An 11,466-nucleotide genomic window follows, 5' to 3' on the forward strand; every position below is an offset into this window, starting at 1 on the left:
GGCGGCCCGCGCGCCGCTAGCCTTCCGGTGTCATGCGGGTGGAGTTCCGGGTTCTCGGCGCGGTCGAGGTGCTCATCGACGGCGCCCCGGTCGATGTCGGGCACGCCCGGCAGCGCCTGGTGCTGGCCGCCCTGCTGGTCGATGCGAACCGGACGGTGCCGGCCGGCGCCCTGCTCGACCGGGCCTGGGGCGACCGCCTGCCGCAGCACGCCCGGACCGCGCTGGCCGGTTACCTGTCCCGGCTGCGCGCGGCGCTGCGGCCGGCGCCCGGGGTCGCGATCCAGCGGCAGCGCGGTGGCTATCTGCTGTCGGTCGACCCGATGGCCGTCGACCTGCATCGCTTCCGCCACCTGGTGCAGGAGGGCCACCTCGACGGTGCGCTCGAACTGTGGCGCGGACCGGCCTTCGACGCCCTCTCCACCCCGTGGTGCGAAGCCGTCCGGGTGGCGCTGGAGCGCGAACGGCACGCGGCCGAACTCGACCGCAACGACCTGGCGCTGGCGGCCGGCGAACACGCCGCCCTGCTGACCACCCTGCTCGGCACCGCGGACCGGCATCCGCTCGACGAGCGGGTGGCCGCGCAGGTGATGCTGGCGCTGTACCGCTGCGGCCGGCAGGCGGAGGCGCTGCGGCGCTACGCGGATCTGCGCGCGGCGCTCGCCGACGAACTCGGCGCCGACCCGTCACCGGCGCTGCGCGACCTGCACCAGGCGATGCTCAGCAGCGAACCCGGCCTGGCCGCGGTGGGGGTGCGGCGTGCGGTGGGACTGCCGGTGCCGCGGCAGTTGCCGGCGGCGCCGCGGGCCTTCACCGGGCGTTCCGAGGAGCTGGGGCGGATGACGGCGGCGCTGGACGCCGGCGTGCTGGTGCTGGCGGTGTCGGGCACGGCCGGGGCCGGGAAGTCGGCGCTCGCGGTGCACTGGGCACACGCCGTGGCGGAGCGGTTCCCGGACGGGCTGCTCTTCGTCAACCTGCGCGGCTATCACCCGGGCGGCGGCGCCGTCCCGCCGGTGGCGGCGGTGCGCGGGTTTCTGGACGCCTTCGCGGTGCCGGCCGAGCGCATCCCGGCGGGGCTGGACGCGCAGGTGGGGCTCTATCGCAGCCTGCTCGCCGGGCGGCGGGTGCTGGTGGTGCTGGACAACTGCCGGGACGCCGGCCAGGTGCGGCCGCTGCTGCCGGGGACGCCCGGGTGTGCGGCCGTGGTGACCAGCCGGGACGCGCTCGCGGGACTGGTGGCGGTGGACGGGGCCGAACCGTTGCCGCTGGCGCTGCTGAGCCGGCGCGAGGCGGGGGAGTTGCTGGCCGGGCGGCTCGGGGCGGAGCGGGTGGCGGCCGAAACCGGGGCGGTGGCCGAGATCGTGCGGCGGTGTGCGCGGCTGCCGTTGGCGCTGTCCATCGTGGCCGGGCGGGCGGTGGCGCGGCCGGGGGCCGGGCTGGCGGCGCTGGCCGCGGACCTGCGGGCGGCGCGGCAGCAACTCGACGGCTTCGCCAGCAGCGATCCGGCGATCGACGTGCGGGCGGTGCTGTCCTGGTCGTACCGGGCGCTCGGCGCGGCGGCGGCACGGCTGTTCCGGCTGCTCGGCGTGCACCCCGGGCCGGACGTCACGATCGCGGCGGCGGCCAGCCTGGCGGCTGCGACGCTCGACGAGACCCGGGAGCTGATCGGCGAGCTGGTCACCGCCAACCTGGTGACGGAGCATCGCGCGGGGCGCTTTCAGCTGCACGATCTGTTGCGGGCGTACGCCGCGGAGCTGGCGGCCGAACCGGCCGCGGCCGGACGGATGCTCGAGCACTACCTGCACAGCGCCTTCCACGCCGATCAGCTGCTGTACCCGTACCGGGAAAAGATCTTGTTGGAACCTGCGGGGGCCGGTGTCGTGCCGGAGACGGCGGACGACGCGCTGGCCTGGTTCGTGGCCGAGCACGAGGTGCTGCTCGCGGTGGTGCTCTCGGCGGGCGACGATCGCGCGACCTGGCAGCTGGCCTGGACGCTGAGCACCTACCTGAACCTGCAGGGACAGTGGCGGGCGCAGGTCGCGGTGCAGACGGCGGCGCTGGCGGCGGCCGGGCGGCTGGGGGACCGGCCCGGGGAGGCGCACGCGTGCCGGGCGCTGGGGCGGGCGCACGACATGCTCGGCGCTGACGAGCCGGCGCAGCGGCACCTCGAGCGGGCACGGGAGCTGTTCGAGGCGCTCGGCGACCGGGCGGGACTGGCCACGACGTACGTCAACCTCGCCCGGCTGGCCGCCCGCCTGGGTGACCGGGACGCCGAGCTCAGCCACGACCGCCGGTCGCTGGCCCTGTTCGAAGAGGTGGGTGACCGGGCGGGGCAGGCACGCGCGCTGAACAACCTGGGGGTGGCGCTGGCCCGGCGCGGCGAACTGGCGGGCGCGCTGGACGCGTGCGACCGGGCGGTGCGGCTCAACCGCGAGATCGGCAACCGGCACGGCGAGGCGGCGGCCTGGGACAGCATCGGCATGGTGCACGGGCGGCGCGGCGAGCACGACCGGGCGGCCGACTGCTGTCAGCGCGGCCTGGAACTCTACCGGGACACCGGCGACCGGCCGGCGCAGGCGGAGACCCTGCTGAAGCTCGGCGACGCCAGGCGCGACGCGGGCCTGCAGGAACTGGCCCGGGACGCGTGGCAGGAGGCGTTGCACCTGCTCGACGAACTCGGGCACGACAACGGCGAGGCGCGGGCGCGCCTCGCCGGTTGCCGCTGACCCGTCAGCAGGTGGAGATGATGTCCCCGGTGTCGCCGACGCAGGTGTCCGGGCCGGCCGGCACGAACGGGCCGTCGCCCTCGAGGGTGTCGCCGGCCGCGCCGTCGACGCCGTTGATGGTGTCGTTGTCGTGGTTGCCGACCATGAAGTCGACGCCGCTGCCGCCGGTCATCTGGTCCGCACCGCGGTTGCCGTACATCCGGTCGTCGCCGGTGCCGCCGTTGATGGTGTCGGGTGCGCCACTGCCGGACAGGAAGTCGTTGTTGGCGCCGCCGTCCAGGAAGTCGACATCCTCCGAGCCACCGTAGATGCTGTCGTCGCCGGAGCCGCCGAACATGGTGTCCCGGCCGCCCCCGGAGAAGACGTCACCGCCGTCGATGTAGTCGTTGCCGGAGCTGCCGTAGATCTCGTCGTTGCCCCCGTAGCCGAACAGGTGGTCGGCGCCCGCCCCGCCGTCGAGCCGGTCGTTGTCGTTGACGTTGCCGGTGCACTGGGCGCAGTTGCCGTTGATGAAGTCGTCGCCGCCCAGCCCGCAGACCAGGTCGTTGCCGCCCAGCGCGAAGATGGTGTCGTGCCCGCTGGTTCCGACGATGACGTCGACCCCGGCGGTGCCGTTGGTGCGCAGGTCGGGCGCGGCGATCACGATGGTCGCGTTCTGCCCGAAGCAGGTCGTCGCGGCCACCGCGGCCGGCCCGGTGGCGGCCAGCCCGGCCGCCGCCAGCAGCAGCGCGAAGACGGCGGTCGCGATTCTCTGGAACCTCATTCCTCGTTCCCCCCTCGGTGTTCGGAAACTTGCCCGCACACCGTGACCGACGGGGTTTCGGAAAAGGTTCGGCGCTACGGTGCCGTCATGAGCTCAGAGGCTGTCGGCAGGTACATGCCCCCGGTCGTGACGCTCGACGACCTGACGGCGATGATGGCCGCGGACGATCACCATCGTTACGAGATCAGCCCCGAGGGAGTCCTCTCGATCCTGCCGCCGCCAGGGTACGCCCACGCGATTGTTGCGACCCGGCTGATGGTGTGGCTCGCCGCGGCTGGCGTGCCGGCCGACAGGATCGCGCAGGCGGTCGGCTTACGCATCGAGGGGCGAAACGGAGTCGGCGGGCGAATTCCTGACCTGGTCGTCTGGAGCAAGGCCCAGGCTGACGGCGTTTGGCTTCCGGTGGACGACGTGCTCCTCGTGGTGGAGATCATTTCACCTGGCTCCGAAGGTGTGGATACCGTCACCAAACGGAGTGAGTACGCCGCCGCAGGTATCCCGCAGTACTGGGTCGTCGACCTGGACCAGGCCCAGACCGTCACCATGCACCGCCTCGACGGTGAGGTTTACGCGGTCAAGGCGACCATGCCGTTGGCCTGGGTCCTCAACACCACCCCGGGCGAGCACGACCTCGGCTGAGCGCATCGTCGCCTACGGTGTGGGGCATGACGAAGGTGGTTCTGATCACCGGGGCCAGTGCCGGCCTCGGGGCGGAGATGGCCCGGCAGTTTGCGGCGCTCGGCTATGACCTGGCGCTGTGTGCCCGGCGGGTGGACCGGCTGGCGCAACTCCGGGATGAGATCGCCGGGCGGCATCCGGGGCGGCGGGTGGGCGTACGGGCTCTGGATGTCACCGACGACGCCGCGGTGACCGCGGTGTTCAAGGAGTTCGCCGCGGAGTTCGGGCGAGTCGACCGGGTGATCGTGAACGCCGGCCTGGGCAAGGGGGCGCCGCTCGGCACCGGGCGGGCGGACGCCAACCGGGAGACCGCGATGGTCAACTTCATGGCGGCGCTGGCGCAGAGCGAGGCGGCGCTGGAGATCTTTCGCGGGCAGGGGAGCGGGCACCTCGTCGTGATCTCGTCGATGTCGGCGCTGCGCGGGATGCGGCGATCGATGACCACGTACGCGGCCACCAAGGCGGGCGTGGCGGCGCTGGCCGAGGGGATCCGGTCGGAGCGGATTCCGGGCGTGGACGTGTCGGTGATCTTCCCGGGCTACATCCGGTCCGAGATGAACGAGCGGGTGCAGCAGCGGACGAAGTTCATGGTGGACACGGCGACCGGCGTGCGGGCCATGGTGCGGGCCATCGAGAAGCGCCGGGCCAAGGCGTACGTGCCCGCGTGGCCGTGGGTGCCGATCGGTGCGGCCATGCGGGTGTTGCCACTTTCGGTCGTACGCCGCATGGTCTGATCGGTTTTCCGGCGTCGAGCCGAGCGGCCTCCCGGTTGGGTGAAGAAACGGAACGGCATCACTTCCTATGACCCCTTGACGAAGGATTGGCGGAATCCCTAGGCTCCAGCCCATTAATCGGCCGGAAATATTCTCGACATAGGAGGCTGAGCAGGATGACTGGCCACTCGGCAGGTATTTCGCGGCGGCGTTTTCTCGGTATGGGCGCGGCGGCCGCGGGGGTCATCACCCTCACCGCGTGCGGTGCGGACAGCGACGGCGAGTCCGGTAAGGGCGGACCGCTCACGATGACGGTCTGGGGCGGCGACTCGGACCGGGTCGCGTACCAGAAGCGGCTCGATCTGCTCGTCGCCAAGTACCCGGACCTGTCGGTGAAGCTCCAGCTCATCCCGGACGAGACGTACGCGCAGAAGGTGCAGACCATGATCGCCGGCGGCACCGGGCCGGACATCATGGAGGTGGCCGAGAACGTCAACGCGTACGCCGGCAAGAACCAGCTGCTCCCGCTCGACGAGCTGGTCAAGAAGGCGGGCCTCGACCTGGCGGCCGGCTACGGCGCGGTCGGCGGCATCTACACGTACAAGAACCAGGTCTTTGCGATCCCGGACCGCTCGGGCGCGATGATCGTCTACTACAACAAGGCGCTCTTCACCAAGGCCGGCCTCAAGCTGCCGTCGGCCGAGTCGACCTGGGAGGAGATGCTCGCGTCGTTCCAGGCGCTGAGCATTCCGGGCAAGCAGTGGGGTTTCGCGGGTGCCGGGTGGTGGCCGCAGTGGTGGAGCCTCGCGTACCAGAACGGCGGGAAGATCATCGACGACGCGGGGCGGCCGGCCGTCAACAGCCCCGAGGTGGTCGAGGCGCTCGCCTGGGTCGGCGACCTGACCACCAGGCACAAGGTGGTGCCGACCAAGGAGCAGTACGCCGACATGGGCGCCGACGTGGGCGGCGACCAGGCGTTCGCGAACGGCAAGGTGGCCGTCAACATCACCGGGTTCTGGGCGATCTCCGGGCTGCTCAAGAGCGAGATCGACTGGGACATCGCGCCGATGTGGCGGGGTAAGCAGCAGGCGGTCAGCGCGTTCGGCAGCGGCCTGGCCATCTCGCGGACCGCGAAGAACCCGGACAACGCCTTCAAGGCCATTCAGTTCCTCACCTCGCCGGAGGCCCAGAAGACCATCATCGACCTCGGCCAGGACGTGCCGGCCAGCGTCGAGGTGCAGAAGAGCGACGCGTTCCTCAAACCGGCCTGGATGACCAAGTCGGTCAATATGAAAGCGTTCGGCGACTCGTCGGCGTTCGTCTACCGCGCGCCGTTCATCCCGGAGTGGAACGAGATGCAGAAGGCGTTCGACGACGGCCTGGCCAATTTCTTCCTCGGCAAGCAGGACGCCAAGAGCGCGCTGGACGCGATCCAGAAGCAGCTCGAGTCGATCATCAAGCCCGCGTAGCCGATGCCCCGGCTCAGCAAGCGCCGCCAGCAGGAGGCGTTCTGGTTCTACCTGTTCGTGTCGCCGTGGATCATCGGGTTTCTGGTCTTCCTGCTCGGCCCGATGATCAGCTCGCTGTACTTCTCGCTGACCGACTGGGACACGTTCACCCCGCCCAAGTGGGTCGGTCTGGACAACTACAAGCGGCTGCTCACCGACGACCCGATCTTCTGGAAGGCGCTCTGGAACACCTTCTACTACGCCGCCGTCTCGGTGCCGCTCGGCCTCGTGCTCGGGCTCTGGTTCGCGAACCTGCTCAACAAGCGGATCCGCGGCCGCAAGCTGTTCCGGACGCTGATCTATCTGCCCACGCTGGTGCCGCTGGTGGCCACCGCGATGATCTTCAAGATCGTGCTGGCGCCGTCCGGGCCGATGAACGACCTGCTCGGACTGTTCGGCATCAAGGGGCCGGCCTGGCTCCTCGAGGAGTTCTGGGTCAAACCGGCACTGGTGCTCCTGTCCGTGTGGGGTGCCGGCAGTGCCACCGTGCTCCTGCTTGCCGCGATGAAAGGCATACCCCGGGAGCTGTACGAGGCGGCCGAGGTCGACGGGGCCGGCCCGGTGCGGCAGTTCTGGAGCATCACGTTCCCGCAGCTCACCCCGATCATCTTCTTCAACCTGGTGATGGGCCTGATCGCGGCGTTCCAGATCTTCTCGCAGGTCTACGTGATCACCAGCCCGACCCGCGGCGGCCCGAACAACGCCAGCACGACCATGGTGCTGCTGCTGTTCGACCAGGCGTTCAGCTTCTACCACATGGGCTACGCGTCGGCGATCTCCTGGCTGCTGTTCCTGGTGATCCTCGGCTTCACGATCGTCGCGTTCCGGACGGCCCGGCGCTGGGTGTTCTACGAGACGGAGGTGAAGTGAGGGTTTCCGCCTTCCGGGCCTCGCCGTTCACGTACGCGACCCTCATGATCGTGTCGGCGCTGCTCTCGGTGCCCCTGGTGTTCGTGGTCTCGGTGGCCCTGGCCTCGGACCAGACCGTCAACACCAACACGTTCACGATCATCCCGCGCGAGTTCCACTGGGAGAACTTCGCCCGCGTCTTCGACACCTCGCTGCCGATGGGCATGTTCCTGGTCAACTCGATCATCATTTCGATCGGGTCGGTGGCCGGTCAGGTGCTCTCCAGCGGCCTGGTCGGGTACGCGTTCGCCCGGCTGCGCGCCCCCGGCAAGAACGCCCTGTTCATCATCGTCATCGCGACCATGATGATCCCCGCCCAGATCACCATGATTCCCCAGTTCATCCTGTTCAAGGAGCTGGGCTGGGTGAACACTTTCCTGCCGCTGATCGTGCCGAACTTCTTCTCGAACGCCTTCAACGTGTTCCTGATGCGCCAGTTCGTCTCGCGGTTGCCGCGCGAGGTCGACGAGGCCGCCATGGTCGACGGCCTGGGCTTCTTCGGCGTCTACCGGCGGATCATGCTGCCCATGCTGGCCCCCGCGCTGATCGCGATCGCCATCTTCACCCTGACCTTCGCCTGGGGTGACTTCATGGGCCCGCTCATCTACCTGAACGACGAGTCCAAGATGCCGCTGGCCCTCGGCGTGCAGTACATCAGCAGCACCTCGGCGGCGATGCAGGCGCCGCCGTGGAACCTGGTGATGGTGGGCTCGATCCTGCTCACCCTCCCGATGATCGCGGTCTACTACCTGGGCCAGAAGTACCTGTACGAAATGGACCTCACCGGCGGAAGTGCGGGGATCAAGTGACGGCCATCGAGCTGGACCCCACCGGCATCCGGATCGACGGCGAACCACGGCGCCTGCTGTGTGCCTCGCTGTTCTACTTCCGGTTGCCGCGGGAGGAGTGGCGTGACCGGCTGCGCCAGGTGCGCCGTTCGGGCTACACCTGCATCGACGTCTACTTTCCGTGGAACTTCCACGAGACGGCCCCCGGCGAGTGGTGTTTCGAGGGCCGGCGCGACCTGGCGGCGTTCCTGGACCTGGCCGCTGAGGAGGGTCTGTATGTGGTGGCGCGGCCCGGCCCGTACATCTGCTCGGAATGGGACGGCGGCGGCCTGCCGGCCTGGCTCGGGCTGGACAACCAATTGGGTGTACGCCAGCACGAGCCCCGATACCTTGCCCAGGTGGACGGCTGGTTCGCCCGGGTGCTGCCCATCCTCGCGGAGCGGCAACACCCGGGCGGCCCGGTCATCATGGTCCAGCTGGAGAACGAGCTGGACTTCTTCGACTGCCACGACCGCAGCGGCTACCTGACGGCTCTGCGCGACCGGGCGCGCGCGTACGGGATCTCGGTGCCTTTGATCGCCTGCGCCGGCCAGGGTGATCTCCCCGGCGCCACCGGAGACGTCCCCGGAATCGTGCCGGCCTGCAACTTCTACCCGCGCGACGACTCACCGGACATTGAGACGGACGTCCGGCACTACGCGTCGTTGCTGGCCGCGCGGGGCCTGCCGCTGCTGGTCACCGAGACCAACCGGAAACACACCACGCTCCGCCGCCTGCTGGCGAGCGGCGCCGCATTGCTGGGTCCGTACCTCCAGTCGTCCGGCTGGAATTTCGGCTTCACCCCGTCCACGGGCAACTGGGGCGCGCCCGGAAACCTGTTCACGCACTCCTACGATTTCGGCGGCTACGTGTCGCCGACGGGGGAGGAGCGCCCGGAGTTCACCGCGGCGCAGGTCCTGTCCCGGGTGTTGGAGACGCTGGGCCCCGCGCTGGCAACGGCCACTCTGTCCCATGTGGACATCCCAGTGGCGGTGGCCTCCTTCCCGACAAGCTCGGCGCCGTCGTCCCTGGACCTGGCGGGCGGCGGCCGGCTGCTGGCCCTACCCAACCTGAGCGCAACAGACGGCACGGCGGTGGTCTGCGACACCCCGGTCGCGGTGGCCGCCGACTCCTGCCCCCTGCTCCCGATCGACTTGCCGCTGAATCGCTGGGGCGCTGACGTGAAGCTGGCCCTGGCGTCCGCGGATCTGGTGGCCGCGGCGCCCGGGGAGGGGGCGCTGGCTTTGGCATTTGCCGCAACCGTGCCGGTGACGGTCGTGATAGACGGCCTGCAGCCGCCCGCCGTTTCTGCGCCGCGCGCTCGGCTCGCCATCGAGATCCCGGCGGCAGCCGTCCCGGAGCGGCGCGCGGTCAACGGCCTCGACCGTTCCGGCCGCCCCCTCACCATCACCATCGTCGTGCTGTCGCCGCCGGATGCCGCTCGGCTGACCCGGCTCGGCCCGGACGGCTCGACCGGCATCGCCCCCCGCGACCGAGCTCATCCCGCACCGGCCACAGTGGAACTGACCACCGGCACCAGCCGCCCCGGCGCCGCCCCCACCATCCCCACCGGCGTATCCGACCTTCCGCCCACCCTCGAGTCCCTGGGCGTCTATCGAGGACGCGGCACCTACACCGCCGTCACCGACCTGACCGGCATCGACGACCTGCTCCTCATCGGCGCCGCTGACCTCACCGACGTCACCGTCGCGGATCTCACCGTCGCCGGCCGCGCTCACGGGACGATCGCCGCCTACGGCGCCACCGAACGCATCGACGTGCGCGACGCCACCGGCCCCTCCGAGATCCGGGCCACCGTCGAGATCTGGGGGCACGCCAACTTCGACGACGCCCGCCTACCCGCCCTGGCCCTCGGCGCCCTCCGCGGCCTCGGCACCGTCTGGGCCGTCACGGCGACCCACGACCTTTCCGCGCACTGGACCGTCAGCGGCCCCGAGCAGTGGGCCGCCGAGCCCGCGCCGATCCGTTCACTGGGCGGTTGGAGCAGCACGCGGGTCGGCCACCTCATCACGTACCGCAAAAGCCTCAAACCCCGCACCCACCCGAGCGCGCTGCACCTGGCCGGCCTGACCACCCCGGTCGCGGTCTCGGTCGGCGCCGCCGAGCCGGTCGTCGTGCCCGCCGAAAACCCGTGGCTGCTGCTCCCGCCCGGCACCACCAGCGCCGCGGTCACCCTCACCCACCACCCGAGCGCCGCCCCCGTGCGTCCCGAGTTGCTCGTTCTGCGCCCGGTCACCGGCTGGACCACCACAATCCAGACAGATCAAAACCTGCTCCGGTACGCCGCGGACGGCGCACCCGGCGACGCGGTTTTCACGCTGCCCGTGACCCTGGCGGCCGGCACCGAGACGTGGCTGGACCTGGACGTCCCGGCCGCCCCCGCCGGCTGGCTGGTCCACCTGTCCGGCAGCCAACTGCGCGCGACCGCGTGGGCCGCCGGCGAATGCCTGGGCCGCGTGTGGCTGAACGACCCGCACCGGGCCGGCTTCACCGGCGGCGACCCCGGCGTCCTGTGGATCCCGCCCGCCTGGACCACCACCGGGACCCGCCTCACCCTGCTGCTACGCGGCACCGCCGGCCCGACGCCCCCCACGCTGACCGGCGTGCGTCTAGGGTCGCCGCATGGCAAACCTTGACGAGCAGGGACGCCCCGACCCCCGCCCCGCCGGCGACGAGGCCGAGACTTTGCTGGGCTTCCTGGACTTCCAGCGCGCAACCTTGGCGTGGAAGTGCTCCGGCCTGGACGCCGCCGCCCTGCGAGCCACCCTGCCCCCGTCCCCCTTGACGCTGGGCGGCCTGCTCAAGCACATGGCCTGCGTGGAGGACTACTGGTTCTCCCACTTCCTGCACGGCAACCCACAGTCCACCCCCTGGAACGAGCTGGAGTGGACCGAGGTCTTCACGTCCGCCACCCAGGACGACCCCGACGACCTGCGCAAACGTTGGGAGGCCGCCACCGCCCGTTCCCGCGACCTGACCACCCCGGCCCTGGCAACCGGCCTGCACACCGTGGCCAAGCGCAAGTTCCGAACCGGCGAGGCCCCCAACCTACGCTTCATCCTGACCCACATGATCGAGGAATACGCCCGCCACAACGGCCACGCCGACCTGCTACGAGAATCCATAGACGGCCAAACAGGCAGCTGACCCAACGCCCCGACGTCGTCGAGTTCCAGTTCCCCCACAACCCAAAATCAACAAGCTCGCTCCGCACCCCGCGCTCCGCACCCCGCGCTCCGCGCCCCGCGCTCCGCGCCCCGCGCTCCGCGCCCCGCACCCCGCGCCCCGCGCTCCGCGCCCCGCGCTCCGCGCCCCGCACCCCGC

At 70.8% G+C, this 11,466-nt stretch carries 9 protein-coding genes; 8 read left to right on the top strand and 1 reads right to left on the bottom strand.

Going from position 1 to position 11,466, the window contains the following annotated elements; all coding sequences use genetic code 11:
- Nucleotides 1–32: 32 nt before the first annotated feature.
- A complete protein-coding gene (locus Ari01nite_RS14380) occupies nt 33–2,723 on the top strand; it encodes an AfsR/SARP family transcriptional regulator (protein ID WP_203781724.1) in 2,691 nt (896 codons plus the stop codon).
- Between the two features lie 4 nt (nt 2,724–2,727).
- On the opposite strand, the gene Ari01nite_RS14385 is transcribed toward Ari01nite_RS14380, so the two are convergent.
- Nucleotides 2,728–3,486: a calcium-binding protein gene (locus tag Ari01nite_RS14385; RefSeq protein WP_203781725.1), complete on the bottom strand. Its 759-nt coding sequence runs from the start codon at nt 3,484–3,486 to the stop codon at nt 2,728–2,730.
- 126 nt (nt 3,487–3,612) lie between these two features.
- Here Ari01nite_RS14385 and Ari01nite_RS14390 point away from each other — a divergent pair, with 126 nt between their 5' ends.
- The 7 genes from Ari01nite_RS14390 (at nt 3,613) to Ari01nite_RS14420 (ending at nt 11,289) form a co-directional block, all read left to right on the top strand.
- On the top strand, nt 3,613–4,125 hold the full coding sequence (locus tag Ari01nite_RS14390; protein WP_239162745.1) for a Uma2 family endonuclease: 513 nt from the start codon (nt 3,613–3,615) through the stop codon (nt 4,123–4,125).
- 26 nt (nt 4,126–4,151) lie between these two features.
- Nucleotides 4,152–4,898 (top strand): SDR family oxidoreductase, encoded by a 747-nt coding sequence (locus Ari01nite_RS14395; protein WP_203781726.1) that lies wholly within the window; start codon nt 4,152–4,154, stop codon nt 4,896–4,898.
- Nucleotides 4,899–5,053: 155 nt separating this feature from the next.
- A complete protein-coding gene (locus Ari01nite_RS14400; protein ID WP_203781727.1) occupies nt 5,054–6,346 on the top strand; it encodes an ABC transporter substrate-binding protein in 1,293 nt (430 codons plus the stop codon).
- A 3-nt stretch (nt 6,347–6,349) separates the two neighbouring features.
- Nucleotides 6,350–7,255 (top strand): carbohydrate ABC transporter permease, encoded by a 906-nt coding sequence (locus tag Ari01nite_RS14405; RefSeq protein WP_203781728.1) that lies wholly within the window; start codon nt 6,350–6,352, stop codon nt 7,253–7,255.
- Nucleotides 7,252–8,103 (top strand): carbohydrate ABC transporter permease, encoded by an 852-nt coding sequence (locus tag Ari01nite_RS14410; protein ID WP_203781729.1) that lies wholly within the window; start codon nt 7,252–7,254, stop codon nt 8,101–8,103. The genes Ari01nite_RS14405 and Ari01nite_RS14410 overlap by 4 nt, the downstream gene beginning before the upstream one ends.
- Nucleotides 8,100–10,778, top strand: a complete 2,679-nt coding sequence (locus tag Ari01nite_RS14415) for a beta-galactosidase (RefSeq protein WP_203781730.1) — start codon at nt 8,100–8,102, stop codon at nt 10,776–10,778. Before Ari01nite_RS14410 ends, Ari01nite_RS14415 begins: the two co-directional genes overlap by 4 nt.
- Nucleotides 10,765–11,289: a DinB family protein gene (locus Ari01nite_RS14420; RefSeq protein WP_203781731.1), complete on the top strand. Its 525-nt coding sequence runs from the start codon at nt 10,765–10,767 to the stop codon at nt 11,287–11,289. Before Ari01nite_RS14415 ends, Ari01nite_RS14420 begins: the two co-directional genes overlap by 14 nt.
- Nucleotides 11,290–11,466 lie beyond the last annotated feature (177 nt).

Origin of the sequence: Paractinoplanes rishiriensis (assembly GCF_016862375.1) — a bacterium.
Taxonomy (GTDB): Bacteria; Actinomycetota; Actinomycetes; order Mycobacteriales; family Micromonosporaceae; genus Actinoplanes; species Actinoplanes rishiriensis.

What these genes read in the sequence shown, in the direction of transcription:
- Ari01nite_RS14380 (WP_203781724.1), top strand. Translation starts at nt 33, where the DNA reads ATGCGGGTGGAGTTCCGGGTTCTCGGCGCGGTCGAGGTGCTCATCGAC.
- Ari01nite_RS14385 (WP_203781725.1), bottom strand. Translation starts at nt 3,486, where the DNA reads ATGAGGTTCCAGAGAATCGCGACCGCCGTCTTCGCGCTGCTGCTGGCG.
- Ari01nite_RS14395 (WP_203781726.1), top strand. Translation starts at nt 4,152, where the DNA reads ATGACGAAGGTGGTTCTGATCACCGGGGCCAGTGCCGGCCTCGGGGCG.
- Ari01nite_RS14400 (WP_203781727.1), top strand. Translation starts at nt 5,054, where the DNA reads ATGACTGGCCACTCGGCAGGTATTTCGCGGCGGCGTTTTCTCGGTATG.
- Ari01nite_RS14405 (WP_203781728.1), top strand. Translation starts at nt 6,350, where the DNA reads ATGCCCCGGCTCAGCAAGCGCCGCCAGCAGGAGGCGTTCTGGTTCTAC.
- Ari01nite_RS14420 (WP_203781731.1), top strand. Translation starts at nt 10,765, where the DNA reads ATGGCAAACCTTGACGAGCAGGGACGCCCCGACCCCCGCCCCGCCGGC.